Source organism: Mycolicibacterium llatzerense, from assembly GCF_000878195.1.
Classification (GTDB): domain Bacteria; phylum Actinomycetota; class Actinomycetes; order Mycobacteriales; family Mycobacteriaceae; genus Mycobacterium; species Mycobacterium llatzerense.
This window is the reverse complement of record NZ_JXST01000020.1, coordinates 22,801-43,814: the sequence shown is the minus strand read 5'-3', so window position 1 is coordinate 43,814 and position 21,014 is coordinate 22,801. Positions and strand designations below refer to the sequence as shown.

The following is a 21,014-nucleotide window of genomic DNA, read 5'->3' as shown; positions in this document are numbered from 1 at the left end:
AGGCGCGCGGGGATGGTGACGCCCCTGCACCGCGTCAACGAGGCAAGTTGGCCTGCCGAACTACGATTGACAGCATCAATCAGAGAAGGACATCGGGATGATTCGGCTCCTCCTACCGCTCGTGGTCGTGACTGTCATCCTCGCCGTCGTCATGGTTGTCGGAGGCGCCGCATTCGGGGCGGCCTTCACGTCCGAACGGAAGACGCGCCGTCCCATGTCCGCCATGGCACGGGCTTGGCTGGTGGCATGCGTCGTGGTGATCGCGGTCGGCATCGCGACGGAGGGCATCGCCCTCGTGCCCGCCCTTGGCATCGCAGCCATCGGGTTGTTGATCACGCACATAGTGATCGGCGGTCGAGCCGGCTCTTCGCCCAGGCGCGAACTATCACCGCAGGAAACCGAACGCGCCCGGCTTGCCGAAGAGTTCGGAGTCGACGGTGTCGCGCTGCTCGACGGCGCGCAGGCAGCCATTGATCGAATCGAGCGTTCGGAAGCCGCGACGGGCGGCTGGCTCGGCGACGACCTCGACTTCACCAGCGACCTGACGGCGATCCGTGAAAATTGCCGAGCCACAATAGAACTCAATGGCCTGATCAAAGAGCTCAGCGACCTCGCCGACCCCGGCTCAGACGATCGGGCAATGCTGGACGACGCCCGGACGAAGGCGCGGCAACTGGAAGCCCGGTCCCGGCAGCGGGTCAACGACCTACGGATGTGTGCCGACAAGGCCGAGGAAATCGACCAGTCGCTGCGCGACGACCGCGCGCGGGCACAACTCGCCGAGAAGCGCGACGACGTCCGCGGCCGCATGGCCGCCAAGCTGTACGGCATCGACGCGGCGCCGTCGGAGACGCCGTCGTCGTCGGTGGACAAGATCACCGCTCTTGCCGAGGCCTACGCAGAGATCAGGGGCAAGGTCGATCGCGAGGACGGGGACTAGCGCCGTCGGCGCCTGATCCCGCGCCCGTGGTGAGCGGTGAGTTGAAGAGAAAGCACCATTTCGAATGACCAATGAGTCCGAACAGCCAGTCTGCGACACGCCAACTCGCCCAGGGCTTTCGCGGCAATGGGCCTGGTTCGGGGGAATCGTGGGCGTCCTAGGAGTTGTAGGTTTCGGCCTCGCATTCCTCCTGATGCTCCCGCTGGCGATGGCTACCGACGGCTGCCACGACGGCAGCACCGACTGGGTGTGCAAGCTGTCCGCGCGCGGTCAGAATTTCCTGATCGCGATTCCATGGATTTGTCTGATTGCGGGCCTCGTCGCCGCCGTGGTGACCGCAGCATTGGCGGCGCGTCGACGATGGACTCCATTGATCGGCATTCCCGCCGGCGCCGCTGTCGCCTGGGCATTGGTCCCGATCGGCAAAGCGATCGCCCTCCACATGTAGGCCGCGGTTGCCGCGAGCCTGACTGGGCGGCGGAAAATCGAGCCCAAGATCGCCGTGCAGTCGGGCTCGGTGAACCTACTGCGACGAAATGTCGACGGAGCTGCCGAGGGCGGCGACCCAGCCGGTGACCTGGCGGGCCACGTCCTGATCGGTCAGCCCGATCGACGCCAGAATCTCGTTGCGGGACGCGTGCTCCTGGAATTCCTGGGGCACACCGACGTCGCGGCACGGCACGTCGATCTCGGCGCGGCGCAACGATGCCGACACCGCGGAACCGATGCCGCCGGCGACGCCGTTGTCCTCGAGCGTGACGACGAGTTTGTGGGCCTTGGCCAGGTCGGCGATGGCCGCCGGGACCGGCAGCACCCAGCGGGGGTCGACGACCGTCACACCGATGCCCTGCTTGCGCAGCCGGTCGGCCACCACCAGCGCCATGCGCGCGAACGCGCCGACCGCGACCAGCAGCACGTCGTCGGACAGGCCGTCCGCAGGCTCGGTCAGGATGTCGACGCCATGCTGGCGGCGGACCGCCGGAATGTCGTCGCCGACAGCGCCTTTCGGGAACCGAACAGCGGTCGGGCCATCGTCGATGGCCAGGGCCTCGCCGAGTTCCTCACGCAACCGGGCGGCGTCGCGCGGTGCCGCGACCTGCATGCCGGGCACGATGCCGAGCATCGACATGTCCCACACGCCGTTGTGGCTGGCGCCGTCGTTGCCGGTGACGCCGGCGCGGTCGAGCACCATGGTGACGGGCAGCTTGTGCAGCGCCACGTCCATCATGATCTGGTCGAACGCCCGGTTCAGGAACGTCGAGTAGATGGCGACGACGGGGTGCATGCCGCCCATAGCCAGACCCGCGGCCGACGTCATCGCATGCTGCTCGGCGATACCGACGTCGAAGAACCGGTCCGGGAAACGCTGCCGGAATGCCGCCAGACCCGTGGGACCGGGCATCGCTGCGGTGATCGCGACGATGTCGCGCCGCTTGGTGGCCTGCTTGATCAGCTCCTCGGAGAACACCGACGTCCAGCCGAGCACCGACTCGGCCGTGGACCGCCCGGTGTGCGGGTCGATGATGCCGGTCGAGTGCATCTGCTCGGCTTCGTCGTTCTCCGCGTGCGCATAACCCATGCCCTTGCGGGTGACGACGTGCACGATCACCGGCGCGTTGAACCCGCGGGCGTGCCGCAACGCCGCCTCGACGGCGTGCTCGTCATGACCGTCGATGGGCCCGACGTACTTGAGCCCCAGATCGGTGAACAGCGCCTGCGGTGCCAGCGCGTCCTTGATACCGGCCTTGATGCTGTGCACGCACTGATAACAGAACTCGCCGAGGACGGGCATGCCGCGCAGCGCGTTCTTGCCCCGCTCCAGCGCCTTCTCGTAAGCGGGCTGCAGGCGCAGCGCCGCGAAGTGGTCGGCCAGGCCGCCGATGGTCGGCGCGTAGCTGCGCCCGTTGTCGTTGACGACGATGACGATGGGCCGATTCGCGGCGGCGATGTTGTTCAGCGCTTCCCAGCACATGCCGCCGGTGAGCGCACCGTCACCGACGACGGCGACGACGTGCCGGTTGCGGTAGCCGGACAGTTCGAACGCCTTGGCCAGCCCGTCGGCGTAGGACAGCGCGGTGCTGGCGTGGCTGGACTCGACCCAGTCGTGTTCGCTCTCGGCGCGCGACGGATAGCCGGACAGGCCGCCCTTCATGCGCAACGTCTCGAAGTCTGGGCACCGGCCGGTCAGCATCTTGTGCACGTAGGCCTGGTGGCCGGTGTCGAAGATGATCGGATCGTGCGGCGAATCGAAGACCCGGTGCAGCGCAAGCGTCAGCTCCACGACACCCAAGTTGGGGCCGAGATGCCCGCCGGTGGCGGCAACCTTGTGGACCAGGAACTCCCGGATTTCGGCGGCGAGTTCGGTCAACTGTGGCTGCGATAGGTGCGCCAGATCAGCGGGGCCGCGGACCTGTTCAAGCATTCCGACAGTCTACGCACGCACCACGGGTAGAGCCGGTCAAGGCTGATAGATGTCCGGCACACCGTCGCCGTCGTCGTCGGCGGTCTCACGTTCGTGAATGCGGCGATAGGCGGCGTTGCGGGACAGCAGCACCAGTGCCGCCAGCATCCCGGCGATCACCGAACCCGCGAGCACGCCGATCTTGGCGTCAGCGCCGGCGGCGGTACCGGCGCCGAACGCCAGCTCGCCGATCAGCAACGAGACCGTGAAACCGATCCCGGCCAGCAGCGCCACCCCGGCGACGTCGAGCCAGCCGAGTCCCTCGTCGAGCTCGGCACCGGTGAACCGCGCCAGCAGGAATGTGGTGCTGAACACACCGATGGCTTTACCGAACACCAGACCCAGCAGTACGCCGGCGGTCACCGGATGGGTGATCGCGTCCACCAGACCCGGCCAGCCGCCGACGCTCACACCCGCGGCGAAGAACGCGAACACCGGCACCGCCACCCCGGCGGACAGCGGCCGCAGCGCGTGCTCGAACGCCTCGGCCGACGCGTGCTTGCCCAGCACCGGCACCCCGAACCCGAGCAGCACCCCGGCCACCGTGGCATGGATACCGCTCGCGTGCACCAGCGCCCAGGTCGCCGCGGCCAGCGGCAGCAGCAACCACCAGTGTCGGACGCCGCGCTGTACGGCCGCGACGAACAGCCCGCCGGGAATGACGGCCAGCGCCAACGCCGCCGGGTTGAGGTGGTCGGTGTAGAAGCAGGCGATGACGATGATGGCCAGCAGGTCGTCGACCACCGCGAGCGTCAGCAGGAAGGTGCGTAGCGCGGTGGGCAGATGCGTGGAGATCACTGCGAGGACGGCGAGGGCGAAAGCGATGTCGGTCGCGATCGGCACCGCCCAGCCGTCCAGATTCTCCGGGTGCCCCAGCCACAGGTTCAGGCCCACGAAGATTCCGGCGGGCGCCAGCATGCCGCCGACGGCCGCGGCGATGGGCAGCGCGGCACGTGCCGGGTCACGCAGGTCACCGGCGACGAACTCGCGCTTGAGTTCGACACCGACCACGAAGAAGAAGATCGCCAGCAGCCCGTCGGCCGCCCACGCCGACAGGCTGAGCCGCAGATGCCAGGACTGCGGACCGACCGCGAGCTCGGACAGTGCGTGATAGCTCTGCGCGGCAGGCGAATTCGCCCACACCAGGGCGACGCCGGCAGCGAGCAACAGCAGGATGCCGCCGACGGTCTCCTTGCGCAGAATCTCCGCAAACCGCTGCGTCTCGGGCCAGGTGGCGCGGGTCAGCAGACGCCGGCGCGGCCCCTCATTGCGGTTGATCATCACGAGTCTCCTGGGCAGCGTTGAACGGCGCCGACCAGGCTTCCCGGCACACCTGACCGCAAACCTACCGGGTCAAAAGCGCCACACACTCGACATGGTGCGTCAACGGGAACGAATCGAAGACGCGCAGGTTCGTCACCTGGTACCCGTGTCCGCGGTACAGGCCGATGTCGCGGGCGAAAGAGGCTGCCTCACAACCGATGTGGATCACCCGCGGCACCCCGGCCGCGGCCAGCTGATCGATCACCTCGTGCCCGGCGCCGGTGCGCGGCGGGTCCAGCACCGCGACGTCGGCGGCGACCCGCTGCGTGCCGAGCGCGCGGCGCACCGAATCGGTCACCACCTCGACGCAACCCAGATCCCCCAGCGCGGCCCGGGCCGCGCGCGCCGATCCGCGCGAGGTGTCCACCGTCAGCACCCGGCCCGACTCCCCCACCGAACCGGCCAGCGCCGCGGCGAAAACGCCTGCGCCACCGTACAAATCCCACGCCGTCTGCCCTTCGGACAGCTCGGCCCAGTCGGTCACCAGCGCGCTGTAGGTGGTGGCGGCGTCGCGGTGGGACTGCCAGAACGCCGTCACCGGAACAAGCCATTCCTGATCCCCGACGCGCTGCACTGCTTCGTACTCGCCCGAGACCACTTCGGTCATGCCGGCCTTGCTCTTCTTGCCGCCGCGCGGACCGGACCGCACGACGTGCCGCTGCCCGGCGTCGTCGAGCACCACGTGCAGGTGCGAACCGGGCGGCTGCAGCGGCAGCTCATCCAGCATCCCGGCCGGCACCTGAGCACACGACAGGTCGGTCACCAGCTCGTCGCTGTGGTACCGGTGGAATCCGGCCCGGCCGTCCGCGCCGACCTCCAGCCGCACCCGGGTGCGCCACCCGGTCGCGCCGACGGTGCCGACTTCCGCCGCCACGAGGTCACCGGCCTCGTGGCCGCCGAGCCGGGCCAGCTGATTGGCCACGACCTCGCCCTTGAGCCGCCGCGCCGCGGCCGGATCGACGAAAGCCAGGTCGCAGCAACCGGATCCCTGCGCCCCGGCGATCGCGCACAACGAATCCACCCGGTCGGGAGACGCCTCGAGTACCTCGAGAACGTCGGCGTGCCAGTACGACCCGCGTTCGGAGGTCACCTCGGCGCGCACCACCTCACCCGGCAGCGCGTGCCGGACGAAGATCACGCGGCCGTCGTGCCGCGCCACGCAGCTGCCACCGTTGGCCGGCGGGCCAACGGTCACTGTTACCTCAGTCATTCAATGATGCCGGTCATTCGATGATGCCCCGTCTCGTGTCGCCCGGCGCCGAACCCGGAGTCATGGTCACCTTCACGCGCTCCGACGAAGTCAGCTGCCACGGAACGGAAGTCACCATCACGTTGGGAATGAACAGCAGCCGGCCCTTGAGCCGCAGCGCGCTCTGATTGTGCAGGATGTGCTCCCACCAGTGGCCCACCACGTACTCCGGGATGAACACCGTCACGACGGTGCGCTTCGACTCGGCCGTGATGCGCTTGACGTAATCGAGGATGGGCCTGGTGATTTCGCGGTACGGCGAGGCGATGACCTTCAGCGGGACGGACACGTCGCTGTCCTCCCATTTGTGTACCAGCTCGCGTGTCTCGGCGTCGTCGACGCTGACGGTGATGGCCTCCAGCACATCCGGGCGGGTCGCTCTGGCGTAGGCCAGGGCCCGCAGCGTCGGCAGGTGCAGATTGGACACCAGCACCACGGCGTGGTTGCGGCTGGGCAGCACCACGTCCTCGTCCGGCCCCGACTGGGCACGCAGTTCCTTGGCGACGGTGTCGTAGTGCTTGTGGATCGCCTTCATCAAGACGAACAGCAGGCTCATGGCCAGGATCGCGATCCAGGCGCCGGCCATGAACTTCGTCACGATAACCACCAGCAGCACTGCGCCCGTGCAGAGGAAGCCGATGGTGTTGACGATCCGCGCGCGCTGCATGCGGCGCCGCTCGGAGCCGTCGGTCTCGGTGCTCAGCAGCCGGTTCCAGTGCCGCACCATGCCGATCTGGCTGAGGGTGAACGACACGAACACGCCGACGATGTACAGCTGGATCAGTGCGGTGACCTCGGCGTTGAACGCCACCACGAACGCGATGGCGGCGAACGCGAGGAACAGGATGCCGTTGGAGAAGGCCAGCCGGTCACCGCGGGTGTGCAGCTGCCGCGGCAGGTAGCGGTCCTGGGCCAGGATCGAACCCAGCACCGGGAAACCGTTGAAGGCGGTGTTGGCGGCCAGGACCAGGATCAGACCCGTCACACCCGCGATCAGGTAGAGGCCCACCGGGAAGCCCTGGAACACCGCCTCGGCCAGCTGGGTGATCACGGTCTTCTGGTGATAGCCCTCGGGCGCGCCCACCAACTGGTCGACGCTGTCGGCCATCTTCAGGCCGATCTGCTTCGCCAGCACGATGATGCCCATGAACAACGACACCGCAATGGCCCCGAGCAGCAGCAGGGTGGTTGCGGCGTTGCGCGACTTGGGCTTCTGGAAGGCAGGAACGCCATTGCTGATCGCTTCCACACCCGTCAGGGCGGCACAGCCCGACGAGAACGCGCGGGCCACCAGGAACACCATGGCGAAGCCCAGCACGTCGCCGTGCTCGGACTTGATGCTGAAGCCGGCCGACTCGGCCCGCAGCGGGTGGCCCAGCACGAAGATCTGGACGAACCCCCACGCCAGCATGAGGTACATGCCGATCATGAAGGCGTAGGTCGGAATCGCGAACGCGGTACCGGACTCCCGGATGCCGCGCAGGTTCAGCGACGCCAGGATCAGGATCGCCAGTACCGAGAACAACACCTTGTTCTGGGCGATGAACGGCACGGCCGACCCGATGTTGGACATCGCCGACGCCGTCGACACCGCGACCGTCAGGACGTAGTCGACCAACAGCGCGCTGGCCACCGTCAGTCCGGCGGTGTGCCCGAGGTTGGTCGTGACCACCTCATAGTCGCCGCCACCGGATGGATACGCGTGCACGTTCTGCCGATAACTGGCGATCACGATGAGCATGACCGCGGCGACCGCGAGACCGATCCACGGCGCCATCGAATAGGCCGATAGACCGGCAACCGACAGCACCAGGAAGATTTCCTCCGGCGCGTAGGCGACGGACGACAGCGCATCCGACGCGAACACCGGAAGAGCGATACGTTTGGGCAGCAACGTGTGGGCGAGCTTGTCGCTTCGGAAGGGTCGGCCGATCACCAACCGTCGCGTAGCGGTCGAAAGCTTGGACACGAGAGCCAAGGGTAAGCCCCCGGGGCTCGGGTTGTAGCGTTCGGACTGAGCTGAGGCATGAAATTCGCTTCGGGGCCGGTTCCTGGCCCAGAAAGGATCGGCTGGTGCGAGTAGTCGTGATGGGCTGCGGCCGGGTTGGCGCATCGCTGGCAGACGGGTTGGCCCGCATCGGCCACGAGGTCGCCGTGATCGACCGAGATAAGACGGCCTTCCACCGGCTGTCCCCGGAATTTCCGGGAGAACGCGTGCTGGGCATGGGTTTTGACCGCGACGTGCTGGAGCGGGCCGGTATCGAAGAGGCCGGCGCGTTCGCCGCCGTGTCGTCCGGCGACAACTCGAACATCATCTCGGCGCGGGTCGCGCGCGAGACCTTCGGAGTGCAGCGCGTCGTGGCGCGCATCTACGACGCCAAGCGCGCGGCGGTGTACGAGCGGCTCGGCATCCCGACCATCGCGACGGTGCCGTGGACCACCGACCGGTTGCTGAATCTGCTCACCCGCGAGACCGAGACCACCAAGTGGCGCGATCCGTCGGGCAACGTCGGCGTCACCGAACTGTCCCTGCACGAGGAGTGGGTCGGCTTCCGCGTCACCGCGCTGGAAGCCGCGACCGGCGGCCGTGTCGCATTCCTCATCCGGTTCGGCAGCGGCGTGCTGCCGGACGCCAAGACCGTCATCCAGGCCGGCGATCAGGTGTACATGGCCGCAGTGTCCGGCCGCGTCGCCGAAGCCATCGCCATCGCCTCACTGCCGCCCGGCGACGACGTCGAAAGCCACTAGGGAGCGCACATGAAGGTCGCAATCGCGGGCGCCGGCGCCGTCGGCCGCTCCATCGCGCGGGAACTGGTCGATCACCACGAGGTGACGCTGCTGGAGCGCAATCCGGATCACATCGACGTCGACGCCGTCCCCGCCGCGCAGTGGCGTCTGGGTGACGCGTGCGAGCTGTCGCTGCTCGAGTCCGTCAAACTTCACGAGTTCGACGTCGTCATCGCCGCCACCGGCGACGACAAGGCCAACGTCGTGGTCAGTCTGCTCGCCAAGACCGAGTTCGCGGTCCCCCGCGTCGTGGCCCGGGTCAACGACCCGCGCAACGAGTGGCTGTTCGACGACAGCTGGGGCGTCGACGTAGCGGTGTCCACGCCGCGCATGCTGGCGTCACTGGTCGAAGAAGCCGTGTCGGTGGGCGACCTGGTCCGCCTGATGAGTTTCCGCAAGGGCCAGGCCAACCTGGTCGAGATCACGCTGCCCGACGACACACCGTGGGGCGGCAAGGCGGTCAAGCGGCTGCAGCTGCCGCGCGACGCGACGTTGGTGACCATCCTGCGCGGCCCGCGCGTCATCGTGCCCGAATCCGACGAGCCGCTCGAGGGCGGCGACGAACTGCTGTTCGTCGCGGTCGCCGAGGTCGAGCAGGAGCTGCGCAACCAGGTGCTGAATCCGAGCTAGTCCTCGGTGACGTGGTGTTCGGCGTCCCGGAGGGCCTTCTGCGCCGTCCGGATGGCCAGGTAGGACGCCAGCGCGGCGACCGCGGTGAGCGGCCAGCCCATGGCGATCCGCGCCACGCCGAGCAGGCCGGTCTGGTCCTGCCCGTACAGGTGGTTCTGCACCAGGAACCGCGCCGCGAACACCAGCACCCACACTGCGGTCGCGATGTCGAACGCGAGCACCGCACGCCGGATGTCACGCCAGCTGCGGTCGTGCCCGGTGACCCAGCTCCAGCCGTACCCGACCAGTGGGCGGCGGATCACGATCGAGATGGTGAACACCCCGGCGTAGATCAGCGACGACCAGATGCCAAGTAGGAAATAGCCTTTCGAGGCGCCGATCAGGTAGGCGATCAGCGCGCTGATCCCCACGCCGATGAAGCCCGACACCGCGGGCTGCACCGATTCGCGGCGCGCCAGCCGCCACACCAGGACCAGCCCGGCCACACCGAGCGCTGAATAGATCGCGGCAGTCAGCCCGAAGAAGCTGGAGATCGGGACGAAGACGAGGACCGGCAGGGACGAATAGATCAGGCCGCTGACGCCGCCCATCTGCTCCAGCAGGACGTGCGCCGTCAGCTTCGCGTCGCGGTCGTCCTCCTGGGCCTCAGCGATGATTTCGACGTCGGCTTCGGCCTGCTCGCTGTCCGCGGTCCCCTTGTCGGGGAAAGTCACTTCTGAATCTCGTAATGCGGGTTGTAGATCGCCTTGGCCCCGCTGTCCAATTTGCCCAACCGTCCGTGCACCCGCAGGGTCCGCCCGGACTCGATGCCAGGGATGCGCCGCTGCCCCAACCAGACCAGCGTGACCGTGTCGGTGCCATCGAACAGCTCGGCCCGTACGCCACCAGAACAGCCCTTGCCGTTGGTCTCGACACACCGCAGCGTGCCGACCATCGTCACTTCTTGTCCGCGCGTACAGTCCACCGCCCGCATGGCGCCGGTATTGAGGGCCTCGTCGTTCAGCTCCTGGACATCACTCTGTTCGAGGTCCTCGGTAAGCCGCCGGGTGAGCCGGCGCAAATAGCCTTCCGCCGTAGCCATGGTCTCTCCTGAGACTTGCTGCGAATCCACCGTGGACCCGCTATCTAACCAACGTCACGCTAGACCTCTTGGTTCCGATTCGCCATTTCGGCGCGGGATATATCTTCGTTATCCCGCTCACTGGACCGCACTTCCGGCGCGACCCCCTTGCGAGCGCGATTTCCACCGCCGGGCACCATCGAGGGATGACGGCCAACTTGCAAGGGATGACCGCGGTACTCCTGCCCGGCACGGGATCTGACGACGACTACATCCGCCGGGCCTTCGGTGGCGCCCTGCTCGAAGCGGGAGCCGTGGTGGTCGCGCCGCGACCGCTGCCGAGCGGCCTGATCGCCGGCTATCTCGAAGCGCTCGACGCCGCCGCGCAGCAGGGCCCGATCATGGTCGGCGGGGTGTCACTGGGCGCTGCGGTGGCGACGAACTGGGCGCTGAACCACCCGGATCAATGCATTGCCGTCCTGGCCGCACTGCCCGCCTGGACCGGCGAATCCGACGGCGCGCCCGCCGCACAAGCCGCCCGCTACTCCGCGCAGCAGCTGCGCGAGATCGGGCTGGATGCGGCCGTCGCCGGCATGCGCGCGGGCAGCCCGGCCTGGCTCGCGGACGAACTGACGCGGTCATGGACAGCGCAGTGGCCGGGCCTGCCGGACGCGATGGAAGAGGCGGCGGGTTACGGCGGGCCGACGCGCGAACAACTCGCTGAGCTACAGGTGCCGATGGGCGTGGCCGGGGCCGTGGACGACGCCGTCCACCCCGTTGCGGTCGCCGCGGAATGGGCCGTGGCCGCCCCCAGGGCCGCGCTGCGGACCGTCACCCTCGAAGCGATGGGTGTAGAGCCGACGGTGCTGGGCGACGCCTGCGTGGCCGCGCTGCGGGAGGCCGTCAGCCTCCTGTGATGGTGCCCATCTGCTGGGTGCGCAGCTGCTGCATGGCCGAGCCCTGCTCGCTGCGGCGGGCGTCGGGCTCACCTTCGGGCTGCTGTTGCATGTGCTGCTGCAGCTGCTCGAGCGCCTGCTGAGCCTGCTCCATCTGCTGCTGCGCCATCTGAGCGGCCGCCGCGCGCAGCTGCTCCAGCAGCGGCTCGGACAGCTGCACCGGCAGCGGGCTGCGGACTGCCAGCGGGGTGTCACCGCGGCGAACTACGGTGTCCGCCAACGAGGTTCGGGCCTCGTCGGCGATGGCGTCGATGGTCTCCTCGGTGCCGACGACGACGCACCGCACCATCCACCGGTAGCCGTCGGCCCCGATGAAGCGCATCACGACCTGCCCCTGGCCGGGCTGCGGCACCGGCAGGCCGACGACCTCGCGACCCCAGGGCCCGTCTTCGATCCGCGCCTGCGCGTTGTCGGCCCGGAGCGACTCCGCCAGCTCGGCGGCGATCTCGCGCCACAGGCCACCGGTCTTCGGCGCCGCGTACGCCGCGACGGAGAACCGGCCGTTGGGCGTCATGATCCAGACGGCATTCGGCACGCCCTGCTCATTGACCTCGACGTTGAGCTGCGAACCGTCGGGCACCGGGACCAGCACGCCACCCAAATCCAGGCGGGCCGCCTCGGCGTCGGCCGGGTCGTCGAAGTCCTCGATGTCGAAGGGGCCGTCTTCTTCGGAGTTGAATTCGAATGCCATCACAAACTCGCATGTCCGCCGGAGGAACCGTGGCCGCCCGCGCCACGTGAGGTGTCAGCCAGTCCGGCCTCGTCGAACGACGTGACCTCGACCAGCTCGGGCAGCTCGACCCGCTGCACCAGCAGCTGAGCGATCCGGTCGCCGCGCTGGACGGTGATGGGCTCACTGAGGTCGAGGTTGATCAGCGCCACCTTGATCTCGCCGCGATACCCGGCATCGACGGTGCCAGGCGCGTTGACGATCGAAAGCCCAACGCGGATAGCCAATCCCGAGCGCGGGTGGACCAGGCCGACCATGCCGTGCGGAATGGCGACGGCGATCCCCGTCGGCACCAACTCGCGCTGGCCGGGGGCCAGTTCGAGGTCGATTGCGCTGAACAGATCGACGCCGGCATCGCCGTCGTGAGCCCGGGCCGGCATCGGCAGATCCCGGTCCAGACGAACTACCGCCAGAGAGGTGGGCACGGTGCCACAGACTACCCTTGGCCGCGTGTCAGACACGCGAGCAGCCACCCAAACGGTCCGCTACCGAGAGCGGTTGACGGTGCCTTTGTGGTGGTGGTTACCGGGTTTCGGGCTGGCGGCCCTGATCGCGCTGGAAGTGGTGCAAGGCGTGTCGGGGGTACCGACGTGGGCGCCCTTCGCCGTGCTGCTCCCGGTCGCCGCGGCGACGCTGGTGTGGATGGGGCGCATCGAGCTGCGCGTGGTGGGCACCGGAACCGGACCGGACGCCGAGACCGAGCTGTGGGTCGGGCCGGCACACATCCCCACGAACGTCATCTCCCGATCGGCCGAGGTGCCGCGTTCGGCGAAGTCGGCGGCCCTGGGCCGGCAGCTGGACCCCGCCGCGTACGTCGTACACCGCGCCTGGGTCGGGCCGCTGATCCTCGTCGTCCTCGACGATCCGGATGACCCCACGCCGTACTGGCTGGTGAGCACGCGGCATCCGGATCGGGTGCTGGCGGCACTGCAGGGCCGCTGACCGGCCCGCAAGACGGCGAATGGCCGGTCCACGCTCGCAACTGATTCAGCTGCGGGTGTGGACCGGCCATTCGCCGTCCTGAGTGTGAATCCCTAGGCGGCGCAGTCAGTGCAGATCATCACGCCGTTCTTCTCGCTGGCGAGACGGCTGCGGTGTTGCACCAGGAAGCAGCTCGAGCAGGTGAACTCATCGGCCTGCTTGGGCACCACTCGGACCGAGAGTTCCTCGCCCGACAGGTCAGCGCCGGGCAACTCGAAGTTTTCGGCCGAGTCGGTTTCGTCGACGTCAACGACGGCGGACTGGGCCTCATTGCGTCGTGCTTTGAGCTCCTCCAGAGAGTCCTCGGAAACCTCATCAGTCTCTGAACGCCGCGGGGCGTCGTAATCGGTAGCCATGGTCATCCCCTCCGTTACCTTGCAGCAGAGCTTTGTACCAGCGTCGAACGCTTCTACCAAATGATTCGTGCCCAGAAAGCGCGCCGATTATATGTGATTTGCATCACATGCGCCAGGGATGGTTCGTAATCACGCTGGCTGCGGGGCATCTACAGTGCACATGTGGTCGCTCAAATCACCGAGGGCACAGCCTTCGACAAGCACGGTCGGCCGTTCCGCCGCCGCAACTACGTGCCCGGCGCGGTGCTGTTCGCAGTGCTGGCCGTCGCGACGCTGATCGCCTGGCTCGTGGTCGCCAACCAGCCCGCCGAAATCCACCAGGCGATCACCTGCAATCCCCCACCGGCGCCGAGCGAGCCGAACCAGCTGAAGCTCGGCGACGAGGTCTCGCAGTCCTCGATGGTCAACGTGGTGCCGGCCAAGCTCGCCGACACCAAGATCAAGGTGCTCAATGCCAGCGGCCAGGGCGGCCAGGCCAGCGAGGTCGCCGGCGAGCTGCGCGACCTCGGGTTCGCCCAGCCGGCGGCGAGCAACGACCCCGTGTACGCCAGCACCCGCATGGAATGCCAGGGCCAGATCCGGTTCGGCCCGGCGGGCAAGTCCGCCGCCGCCGCGCTGTGGCTGGTCGCGCCCTGCACCCAGCTGTTCCAGGACCAGCGACCCGACGACTCCGTCGACCTGGCGATCGGCACCGAGTTCAACGAGCTCGCCCACAGCGACGACATCGAAGCCATGCTGGCCAGCCTGAAACCGGACGCGACCCAGCCCGCCGACACCTCGCTGCTACCGAAGATCCACAGCGGGACCTGCTAGCCGCGACCAGCTAGCGGTAGCCGACGCGCGCCAGCTGACCGGCCAGCGCCGCGGACACCCCGGGTGCCGCGGCGACGACGAGGTCGTCGTCGTCCGCACCGGGCGCGGGCAACCGCACCACCGCGCCCGCCTCCTCGGCGATCAGGGCTGCGGCAGCCCAATCCCACACGTGCACACCAGATTCGAAGTACGCGTCGAGCTGTCCGGCGGCGACCATGCACAGATCCAGGGCGCACGACCCGACGCGGCGGATGTCCCGCACCTCGGCCAGGAGCTCGGCCACCGCACCGGCCTGACGGCGCCGACGCTCGCGCTCGTAGGCGAACCCGGTCGCCACCAGCGCCATGGGCAGTTCGTCGATGACGTTGCAGCGCAGAGCGGTTGACACGCCGTCCCGGATCACCACGGACCCGTGACCGCGCGCGGCGGAGAACACCTCGCCGGTGGCCGCGTTGGCCACCGCACCGGCCACCGACACCCCGTCGATCTGCACGCCGACGGACACCGCGTAGGCGCCCAGCCCGTACATGAAGTTCACGGTGCCGTCGATGGGATCGAGCACCCACACCGGCGCGCCCGCCGGAGCCTGCGCCGCGCCGCCTTCCTCTTCGCCCAGGATCGCGTCGTCCGGCCGCAACGCCGCCAGGCGCTCCCGCAGCAGCCGCTCGGTCTCGGTGTCCACCACGGTCACCGGATCGGTCGGACTGCTCTTGGTGCGCACCGCGCCGTCGCCCTGCGGGGCACCGGCGAAAACCTCGGTGCGCCGCCTGCGGACGAAGCCGGCGGCCTCGGTCACCAACTGCTCGGCGAGCGCTCGCAGCGCAGTGGGTGCGGTGCCACTTTCGGGTTCGCGTGCGGTCATGACACCTATCGCAGCACACGCGGTTAGGGTGTGGGTCGCGCCCTCTTGCCCACCCCCTCCAAGGAGTGCAGATGACCGAGACGCCCACCGGACCGACTGACGGCTCGCAGCACCGAGCGCTGGGTATCGACGTCGGCGGCAGCGGCGTCAAGGGCGGCATCGTGGACCTCGACACCGGGCAGCTGATCGGCGAGCGCTTCCGGCTCCCCACCCCGCAGCCGGCCACTCCCGAAGCCGTCTCGGAAACCGTCGCCGCGGTCGTGGCCGAGTTCGGCTGGACCGGACCGCTGGGCGTGACCTACCCCGGCGTGGTGACCGAGGGCATCGTGCGCACCGCGGCCAACGTCGACAGCAGCTGGATCGGCACCAACGTGCGGGACATGTTCGCCTCGCGGCTGAACGGCCAGGACGTGACCGTGCTCAACGACGCGGACGCCGCCGGGCTGGCCGAGGAGAAGTTCGGCGCGGGACGCGACGTGAGCGGGCTGGTCGTGTTGCTGACGTTCGGCACCGGCATCGGCTCGGCGGTGATCTACGACGGTGTGCTGTTGCCCAACACCGAGTTCGGGCACATCGAGGTCGGCGGCAAGGAAGCCGAGCACCGGGCCGCGTCGTCGGTCAAGGAACGCAAGGACTGGTCGTACGAGCGCTGGACCGAGGAGGTCACGAAGGTGCTGGTGGCGGTCGAGAACGCGATCTGGCCGGACCTGTTCATCGTCGGCGGCGGGATCAGCAAGAAGGCCGACAAGTGGGTGCCGTTGCTGAAGAACCGCACGCCCGTGGTCGCCGCGACGCTGCAGAATTCGGCCGGCATCGTCGGCGCCGCGATGGCCGCCGACGGCGCTCTGCATCACCACTAGCGGCCCGCCAACGCTCCGAGCCTGCCGCTGATACGGCTTCTGGGCACTATGTCGTTACAATGGTCAACGGCGGCCGCCTGAACGGATAGCGGCGAACATCCGATCGAAGATCGACGCCAATATTCGACAGCCGACGCTTTTCGGTGGCGCACGCCCACGCCACCGATGTACGAAAGACCGAAAGGGTGGCCGTGGTAGCGACCAAAACCAGCGAGACAGCCGACGAGCCGGTGAAGCGCACCACCAAAGCCCCCGCTAAGAAGGCCGCCGCCAAGGCTGCGCCGGCCAAGCGTGCGGCGAAGGCTCCCGCGAAGAAGGCCGCCGCGAAGGCTCCCGCCAAGCGCGCGGCGAAGGCCGCAACCAAGCCGGAAGACGGCGGCGTCGCTGACGACGTGACCGACGTCGACGACCTCGCCGTCGAACCCGATGAGATCGACGTCGACGAGGCCGACCTGGAACTCGACGACGACCTCGAGGCCGACGAGGACGAAGCCGAAGACGGTGACACCGAGGGTGAAACCACCGCGGAGGGCGCCAAGGCCGCTCCCAAGGCCGCCGAAGGCGACGAGTCCGACGACACCGCGGAGCCGTCCGAGAAGGACAAGGCTTCCGGCGACTTCGTCTGGGACGAGGAAGAGTCCGAGGCGCTGCGGCAGGCCCGCAAGGACGCCGAGCTCACCGCCTCTGCCGACTCCGTGCGTGCGTACCTCAAGCAGATCGGCAAGGTCGCGCTCCTCAACGCCGAGGAGGAGGTCGAGCTCGCCAAGCGCATCGAAGCCGGCCTGTACGCCACTCAGCTGATGTCCGAGCTGCTGGAGAAGGGCGAGAAACTGCCCGCCGCGCAGCGCCGCGACATGCAGTGGATCTGCCGCGACGGCGACCGTGCCAAGAACCACCTGCTGGAAGCCAACCTGCGTCTGGTGGTGTCGCTGGCCAAGCGCTACACCGGCCGCGGCATGGCGTTCCTGGACCTGATCCAGGAAGGCAACCTGGGCCTGATCCGCGCGGTCGAGAAGTTCGACTACACCAAGGGCTACAAGTTCTCCACGTACGCCACCTGGTGGATCCGCCAGGCGATCACCCGTGCCATGGCCGACCAGGCCCGCACCATCCGTATCCCGGTGCACATGGTCGAGGTCATCAACAAGCTCGGCCGCATCCAGCGTGAGCTGCTGCAGGACCTGGGTCGCGAACCCACGCCCGAAGAGCTGGCCAAGGAAATGGACATCACGCCGGAGAAGGTGCTGGAAATCCAGCAGTACGCGCGTGAGCCCATCTCACTGGACCAGACCATCGGCGACGAGGGCGATAGCCAGCTCGGTGACTTCATCGAAGACAGCGAAGCCGTGGTGGCCGTGGACGCCGTGTCGTTCACGCTGCTGCAGGATCAGCTGCAGTCGGTGCTCGAGACCCTGTCCGAGCGCGAGGCCGGCGTCGTCCGGCTGCGCTTCGGCCTCACCGACGGCCAGCCGCGCACGCTGGACGAGATCGGCCAGGTCTACGGCGTGACCCGCGAGCGCATCCGCCAGATCGAGTCCAAGACCATGAGCAAGCTGCGCCACCCGTCGCGCTCGCAGGTCCTGCGCGACTACCTGGACTAATCCCCCAGATCGAACAACTGCCCCGAAACTTCTGGTTTCGGGGCAGTTTTCGTTTGTTGAGCGGAGGTCAGCAGGGGACGCAGCGGTACCCGTTCCAGATCCAGCCTGCGCCGCAGCCGTGGTCGCCCGTTTCACCGCGACAGTTCATCGGTTGCGCGACGACCGTCGGCTGTGGACTGAACGTCGTTGTATCGGTTGAGCTTTGCGCCGCTTGCGCGAGGGGCATCGGACCGACGGGCGCGACCAACAGCGCCGCAGCGGCAACGGCCAGGACAGTTTTGGTGTGCATGAAAGCCTCCGGCGTCGGGGTCGAATTGGATACGAACCGTCAAACTTTACGCTTGCGTCAGATTGCTGGCCAGAGGCCAGACTCCCCCACTGCCCAAAAAACCGGAGGCGGGGAAAGCTCTGCGTGTGAAAGGCTTTCGCGCATGCCAACCTCGGAGCATCCACTAGGCCAAGCGATGCTGGACGTCTCGTCCGAGTGCTTCGCAGCGATGGCTGACATCCTCACGGTGCTCGGCGACGACCTCGCCAACCGCCGGCCCGACCTACCCGGCGCGAACAGCTGCTATGCCATCGTCAACCACTGCATCGGGGTGGTCGACTACTGGGCGGGCTCTTTCATTGCCGGACAACGAATCCCGCGGGACCGCGACAGCGAGTTCACCGCCACCGGACGGGTCGACGAGCTGCTGGAACGGCTGACGGCGCTGCAGCAGCGCCTGCCCGGCTGGGTCGAGGTGGCGGTCACCGAAGGAATCCGGGACCGCTCGCTGGCCGACGGGATACGCGGCGGCACCACGCGCGCCGCGGTGCTGGCCACGGCCAGCCCGGAGTGGACGCTGCTGCACATCCTGCACGACATCGCGCAGCACGTCGGGCACCTGGAGATCACCCGAGACCTGCTGCTCTCCACGCGAACCGAGAGCTGACGCAAATCGGCCCCCTGCGCCGAGGAGCAGGGGGCCGACCGCGACCGCGAACCGTCAGTCGGTGCTGCCAGCGCCAGTGCCGGCGCCGGCCTTGGCAGATTCTGCCTTGGCCTTGGCCTTGGCTTCGGCCTTCTTGGCCTCAGCAGCAGCCTTCTTCTCCTCGGCCTTGGCCTTGGCGGCAGCTTTCTTCTCCTCAGCCGCAGCCTTCTTGGCGTCGGCCTTGGCCTTGGCAGCGGCCTTCTTCTCGTCAGCCGCAGCCTTCTTGGCGTCAGCCTTGGCCTTGGCAGCGTCAGCCTTGGCCTGACCATCGGACTTGGCGGCGTCGGCGTCAGCCTTGGCGTCATCAGCCTTGGCGGCGTCAGCGTCAGCCTTGGGCTCGTCGGCCTTGTTGGTCGACGCCGGAACGTCGGCAACCTTGGCCGGCGAGTCCCCGGCCGCGGCGGCCGCCGCGGTCTTGGCGGCAACCGGAGCCGGAGCCTTGAACGCGGCCGGCGAGACCGCCGCACCCGAAGTCGGGGCGACAGTCTGCGTGCCCGCGGCCGGAGCCGGCGGGGTCAGCTTCTTCTGCAGGTTGTCGATCGCCGTGGTGACGCCACCGATGACCTGCGAGTTGATCGCCCGAACAAACTTGGCGGTCGAGAAGAGCGCATCCGCTGCACCATGGTTGATGGCGGTCAGGATCTTGCCCACGTTTCCGGTCTGGAACGCCGCAGCGACGTCCTGAACCACCGAACCCAACTGCCGAGACAGCGTGCGGACCTGGGTCAACACGTTCTCGATCGGCCCCTTCTGCATCCCGGCAATCTTGACGCCGTTCCACTCGACCAGGTTCCAGCCATCAGTCGGGTTGCCCTCGACGACGACGTAATTGGTGTTGCTCAACGGATGCTGAGTGAAGAGCATGATCTTCTGCTCAGGGCTGAGGTTCTTGGCGTTCATCATCGTCCAGACCATGATGGTGCCGCCGTGCGAGAACACCGCCGCGTTGCGATCACCGTTGTCGTAGATCGTCTGCAACGCGCCGTTGACGCGGTCCTCGAACTGATGACCATTGAGACCGGTGGTACTACCGGGTGCGCTCGGGATGAACGCGTCCAGGTTCGGGGTGATCGGGTTGAAGCTGACGTTCGGCGGCGGCGTCACCGACAGACCCGCCCACGCCAGCGGAGCCGTCAGGTAACCGAAGATTCCCGCGCGCTCCGGGGTGCCTTCGTACATCCCGGTTTCGATCTCCTGCAGGCCCGGCAGCACCGTGATCGGCAGGCCCAGGTACTGCGACATCGGCGTAGCGGTCTGCTGCGTCCGAACCATCTGCGACGCGTAGATGCCGTCGTAGTTGTTGTCGCCGAGCTTGGCCGCGATGTCCTTGGCTTGCTGCTGCCCTGCATCGGTCAGGACCGGACCCGGAGTCTTGGTGTCGATGTTGCCCGATGTGTTGCCGAACGACTGACCATGCCGAATGAACGTGATGGTCATGTTCTCGGCCGCCCATGCCGGCAGCGCCGACATGACCAGAAGGGCACTGGCCGTCAGAGCGACGCCGAGTCCCTTCAGTCTCCGTGCGCGACGGCGCTTGCCGGTCGCGACTTCAGAATTTGTGTGGTTGATCATGCCCTCACCGTCTCGGGGATATTTACGCGCGAGATCGTGCCAATCCCGTGACCGTGATTCAGGCCACATTCCCGATCAGTGGACAGATTTCTCAAACTGTCATTCATTTGCCGTTAACCAAAACCATTGGTTGGAAAATTGGCCGGCAGGGCTGCGAAGACCCCGTCGCCGGCGGGCCGGTAGGGCACAGTGCGGGTCACCGCCGCAGCGGGGAGCGGTCCGTACAGGTGCGGGAAGAGCATCGACTCCGGATCCGTCGCCACCCCGGGCTCCCAGCGAACCGGCGACCCCAGCAGTCCGGGATCGCACACCAGCAGGATCAGGTCGGACTGGCCGCGGTAGAGCCGGTTGGCCGGCAGGTGCACCTGCTCGGGCGCCGACAGATGGACGAACCCGACCAGGTCGAGCGACGGCGGCCGCAGCTCGCCATCGAACTGAGCACCCGCCCAATCCGTTTCACTACATAGATGGACCAGGACGGTGGGCGACGGGATCATCCGGCCAGCCTGCCGCGCCTGCAACTCAGACGATAGGTGAGACACGACACACCCGTGAACACTCGGGGAACAACGCTGGAATCCAAATCGTCTGAGAGAGTAGAGATGTGTAACCGGCAAAGCGCCCAGGCGGCGACGAGCAGAAGGAGGAGCCATGAACGCAACTCTGACCGGCCCGACACTGACACGGGCCGACCGCTGTGACCGGTGCGGCGCTGCCGCCCGCGTTCGCGCTACCCTGCCGTCCGGCATGGAGCTTCTGTTCTGCCAACACCACGCGAACGAGCACGAATCCAAGCTGGTCGAGTTGGCCGCTGTGCTGGAGATCAGCAGCGAGGACTGAGTGTGACCCGCCGGTCACC

General features: G+C 67.8%; 23 protein-coding genes. 11 read left to right on the top strand and 12 right to left on the bottom strand.

The features are described from left to right. Positions 1 to 97: 97 nt before the first annotated feature. Positions 98 to 940 carry a hypothetical protein gene (locus tag TL10_RS29650; RefSeq protein ID WP_052506425.1) on the top strand — a complete coding sequence of 281 codons (843 nt, stop codon included), beginning with the start codon at positions 98 to 100 and terminating at the stop codon, positions 938 to 940. A 64-nt stretch (positions 941 to 1,004) separates the two neighbouring features. Beyond that, positions 1,005 to 1,388, top strand: coding sequence for a hypothetical protein (locus TL10_RS15270; protein WP_131630745.1), 384 nt, complete (start codon positions 1,005 to 1,007; stop codon positions 1,386 to 1,388). Positions 1,389 to 1,463: 75 nt separating this feature from the next. Here the strand turns inward: TL10_RS15270 and dxs are convergent, their stop codons facing one another. The 4 genes from dxs to TL10_RS15250 all read right to left on the bottom strand — a co-directional run bounded on the left by dxs (position 1,464) and on the right by TL10_RS15250 (position 7,942). Beyond that, positions 1,464 to 3,362: a 1-deoxy-D-xylulose-5-phosphate synthase gene (gene dxs / locus TL10_RS15265; protein WP_043393877.1), complete on the bottom strand. Its 1,899-nt coding sequence runs from the start codon at positions 3,360 to 3,362 to the stop codon at positions 1,464 to 1,466. Positions 3,363 to 3,398: 36 nt separating this feature from the next. Continuing rightward, positions 3,399 to 4,682, bottom strand: coding sequence for a Na+/H+ antiporter NhaA (gene nhaA, locus TL10_RS15260; protein ID WP_043986240.1), 1,284 nt, complete (start codon positions 4,680 to 4,682; stop codon positions 3,399 to 3,401). Between the two features lie 64 nt (positions 4,683 to 4,746). After that, positions 4,747 to 5,934 (bottom strand): class I SAM-dependent RNA methyltransferase, encoded by a 1,188-nt coding sequence (locus TL10_RS15255; RefSeq protein ID WP_043986239.1) that lies wholly within the window; start codon positions 5,932 to 5,934, stop codon positions 4,747 to 4,749. Positions 5,935 to 5,947: 13 nt separating this feature from the next. After that, positions 5,948 to 7,942 carry an APC family permease gene (locus TL10_RS15250; RefSeq protein WP_043393871.1) on the bottom strand — a complete coding sequence of 665 codons (1,995 nt, stop codon included), beginning with the start codon at positions 7,940 to 7,942 and terminating at the stop codon, positions 5,948 to 5,950. Between the two features lie 104 nt (positions 7,943 to 8,046). Between TL10_RS15250 and TL10_RS15245 the strand changes: the two genes are divergently transcribed. After that, positions 8,047 to 8,721, top strand: coding sequence for a potassium channel family protein (locus tag TL10_RS15245; protein WP_081936621.1), 675 nt, complete (start codon positions 8,047 to 8,049; stop codon positions 8,719 to 8,721). A gap of 9 nt (positions 8,722 to 8,730) precedes the next feature. Continuing rightward, positions 8,731 to 9,390 (top strand): potassium channel family protein, encoded by a 660-nt coding sequence (locus tag TL10_RS15240; RefSeq protein WP_043393866.1) that lies wholly within the window; start codon positions 8,731 to 8,733, stop codon positions 9,388 to 9,390. Here the strand turns inward: TL10_RS15240 and TL10_RS15235 are convergent. Both TL10_RS15235 and TL10_RS15230 read right to left on the bottom strand, forming a co-directional pair. Further along, entirely contained in the window at positions 9,387 to 10,046 is a 660-nt protein-coding gene (locus TL10_RS15235; RefSeq protein ID WP_043986295.1) for a DUF3159 domain-containing protein, read from the bottom strand. The genes TL10_RS15240 and TL10_RS15235 overlap by 4 nt on opposite strands. A gap of 53 nt (positions 10,047 to 10,099) precedes the next feature. Further along, positions 10,100 to 10,471, bottom strand: a complete 372-nt coding sequence (locus tag TL10_RS15230; protein WP_043393862.1) for an OB-fold nucleic acid binding domain-containing protein — start codon at positions 10,469 to 10,471, stop codon at positions 10,100 to 10,102. 185 nt (positions 10,472 to 10,656) lie between these two features. On the opposite strand from TL10_RS15230, the gene TL10_RS15225 reads away from it, so the two are divergent. After that, positions 10,657 to 11,367 carry an alpha/beta fold hydrolase gene (locus TL10_RS15225; RefSeq protein ID WP_043986238.1) on the top strand — a complete coding sequence of 237 codons (711 nt, stop codon included), beginning with the start codon at positions 10,657 to 10,659 and terminating at the stop codon, positions 11,365 to 11,367. Here the strand turns inward: TL10_RS15225 and TL10_RS15220 are convergent. Both TL10_RS15220 and dut read right to left on the bottom strand, forming a co-directional pair. Next, positions 11,354 to 12,097: a DUF3710 domain-containing protein gene (locus tag TL10_RS15220; RefSeq protein ID WP_043393861.1), complete on the bottom strand. Its 744-nt coding sequence runs from the start codon at positions 12,095 to 12,097 to the stop codon at positions 11,354 to 11,356. The two genes, TL10_RS15225 and TL10_RS15220, sit on opposite strands and share 14 nt — an antisense overlap. Beyond that, entirely contained in the window at positions 12,097 to 12,561 is a 465-nt protein-coding gene (dut, locus tag TL10_RS15215; RefSeq protein ID WP_043986237.1) for a dUTP diphosphatase, read from the bottom strand. The genes TL10_RS15220 and dut overlap by 1 nt, the downstream gene beginning before the upstream one ends. Before the next feature lie 25 nt (positions 12,562 to 12,586). Here dut and TL10_RS15210 point away from each other — a divergent pair, with 25 nt between their 5' ends. Next, the gene (locus TL10_RS15210) at positions 12,587 to 13,078 is read left to right on the top strand and encodes a DUF3093 domain-containing protein (protein WP_043394059.1); all 492 of its coding nucleotides are present in this window, start codon (positions 12,587 to 12,589) and stop codon (positions 13,076 to 13,078) included. Between the two features lie 92 nt (positions 13,079 to 13,170). On the opposite strand, the gene TL10_RS15205 is transcribed toward TL10_RS15210, so the two are convergent. After that, positions 13,171 to 13,473, bottom strand: coding sequence for a DUF4193 domain-containing protein (locus TL10_RS15205; RefSeq protein WP_029105318.1), 303 nt, complete (start codon positions 13,471 to 13,473; stop codon positions 13,171 to 13,173). Positions 13,474 to 13,635: 162 nt separating this feature from the next. Between TL10_RS15205 and cei the strand changes: the two genes are divergently transcribed. Continuing rightward, the gene (gene cei / locus TL10_RS15200; RefSeq protein ID WP_043986236.1) at positions 13,636 to 14,286 is read left to right on the top strand and encodes an envelope integrity protein Cei; all 651 of its coding nucleotides are present in this window, start codon (positions 13,636 to 13,638) and stop codon (positions 14,284 to 14,286) included. Positions 14,287 to 14,296: 10 nt separating this feature from the next. On the opposite strand, the gene TL10_RS15195 is transcribed toward cei, so the two are convergent. After that, the gene (locus TL10_RS15195) at positions 14,297 to 15,148 is read right to left on the bottom strand and encodes an inositol monophosphatase family protein (RefSeq protein WP_043986235.1); all 852 of its coding nucleotides are present in this window, start codon (positions 15,146 to 15,148) and stop codon (positions 14,297 to 14,299) included. Between the two features lie 71 nt (positions 15,149 to 15,219). Here TL10_RS15195 and ppgK point away from each other — a divergent pair, with 71 nt between their 5' ends. From ppgK to TL10_RS15175, 3 genes are all read left to right on the top strand, one after another. Further along, positions 15,220 to 16,008, top strand: a complete 789-nt coding sequence (ppgK, locus tag TL10_RS15190) for a polyphosphate--glucose phosphotransferase (RefSeq protein WP_043986294.1) — start codon at positions 15,220 to 15,222, stop codon at positions 16,006 to 16,008. 143 nt (positions 16,009 to 16,151) lie between these two features. Then, positions 16,152 to 17,609, top strand: coding sequence for an RNA polymerase sigma factor (locus tag TL10_RS15185; protein ID WP_110789098.1), 1,458 nt, complete (start codon positions 16,152 to 16,154; stop codon positions 17,607 to 17,609). Positions 17,610 to 18,040: 431 nt separating this feature from the next. Further along, complete coding sequence (locus tag TL10_RS15175) at positions 18,041 to 18,544, top strand: mycothiol transferase (protein ID WP_234711455.1); 504 nt, start codon at positions 18,041 to 18,043, stop codon at positions 18,542 to 18,544. A gap of 54 nt (positions 18,545 to 18,598) precedes the next feature. Here the strand turns inward: TL10_RS15175 and TL10_RS30185 are convergent, their stop codons facing one another. Together TL10_RS30185 and TL10_RS15160 are read right to left on the bottom strand one after the other, a co-directional pair. Then, the gene (locus TL10_RS30185; RefSeq protein WP_082067955.1) at positions 18,599 to 20,155 is read right to left on the bottom strand and encodes a histidine phosphatase family protein; all 1,557 of its coding nucleotides are present in this window, start codon (positions 20,153 to 20,155) and stop codon (positions 18,599 to 18,601) included. 113 nt (positions 20,156 to 20,268) lie between these two features. Further along, entirely contained in the window at positions 20,269 to 20,652 is a 384-nt protein-coding gene (locus TL10_RS15160; protein WP_043986231.1) for a DUF952 domain-containing protein, read from the bottom strand. Between the two features lie 154 nt (positions 20,653 to 20,806). Here TL10_RS15160 and TL10_RS15155 point away from each other — a divergent pair, with 154 nt between their 5' ends. Then, entirely contained in the window at positions 20,807 to 20,995 is a 189-nt protein-coding gene (locus tag TL10_RS15155; protein WP_043393852.1) for a DUF7455 domain-containing protein, read from the top strand. Positions 20,996 to 21,014: the final 19 nt, after the last annotated feature.

Excerpts from the sequence above, each read along its gene's own strand:
- TL10_RS30185 (WP_082067955.1), bottom strand. The coding sequence starts at position 20,155 with ATGATCAACCACACAAATTCTGAAGTCGCGACCGGCAAGCGCCGTCGC.
- TL10_RS15255 (WP_043986239.1), bottom strand. The coding sequence starts at position 5,934 with ATGACTGAGGTAACAGTGACCGTTGGCCCGCCGGCCAACGGTGGCAGC.
- dxs (WP_043393877.1), bottom strand. The coding sequence starts at position 3,362 with ATGCTTGAACAGGTCCGCGGCCCCGCTGATCTGGCGCACCTATCGCAG.
- TL10_RS15270 (WP_131630745.1), top strand. The coding sequence starts at position 1,005 with ATGACCAATGAGTCCGAACAGCCAGTCTGCGACACGCCAACTCGCCCA.
- TL10_RS15225 (WP_043986238.1), top strand. The coding sequence starts at position 10,657 with ATGACGGCCAACTTGCAAGGGATGACCGCGGTACTCCTGCCCGGCACG.
- TL10_RS15155 (WP_043393852.1), top strand. The coding sequence starts at position 20,807 with ATGAACGCAACTCTGACCGGCCCGACACTGACACGGGCCGACCGCTGT.
- TL10_RS29650 (WP_052506425.1), top strand. The coding sequence starts at position 98 with ATGATTCGGCTCCTCCTACCGCTCGTGGTCGTGACTGTCATCCTCGCC.
- TL10_RS15240 (WP_043393866.1), top strand. The coding sequence starts at position 8,731 with ATGAAGGTCGCAATCGCGGGCGCCGGCGCCGTCGGCCGCTCCATCGCG.
- TL10_RS15195 (WP_043986235.1), bottom strand. The coding sequence starts at position 15,148 with ATGACCGCACGCGAACCCGAAAGTGGCACCGCACCCACTGCGCTGCGA.
- ppgK (WP_043986294.1), top strand. The coding sequence starts at position 15,220 with ATGACCGAGACGCCCACCGGACCGACTGACGGCTCGCAGCACCGAGCG.
- TL10_RS15160 (WP_043986231.1), bottom strand. The coding sequence starts at position 20,652 with ATGATCCCGTCGCCCACCGTCCTGGTCCATCTATGTAGTGAAACGGAT.
- TL10_RS15175 (WP_234711455.1), top strand. The coding sequence starts at position 18,041 with ATGCCAACCTCGGAGCATCCACTAGGCCAAGCGATGCTGGACGTCTCG.
- TL10_RS15220 (WP_043393861.1), bottom strand. The coding sequence starts at position 12,097 with ATGGCATTCGAATTCAACTCCGAAGAAGACGGCCCCTTCGACATCGAG.
- TL10_RS15230 (WP_043393862.1), bottom strand. The coding sequence starts at position 10,471 with ATGGCTACGGCGGAAGGCTATTTGCGCCGGCTCACCCGGCGGCTTACC.
- nhaA (WP_043986240.1), bottom strand. The coding sequence starts at position 4,682 with ATGATCAACCGCAATGAGGGGCCGCGCCGGCGTCTGCTGACCCGCGCC.
- TL10_RS15205 (WP_029105318.1), bottom strand. The coding sequence starts at position 13,473 with ATGGCTACCGATTACGACGCCCCGCGGCGTTCAGAGACTGATGAGGTT.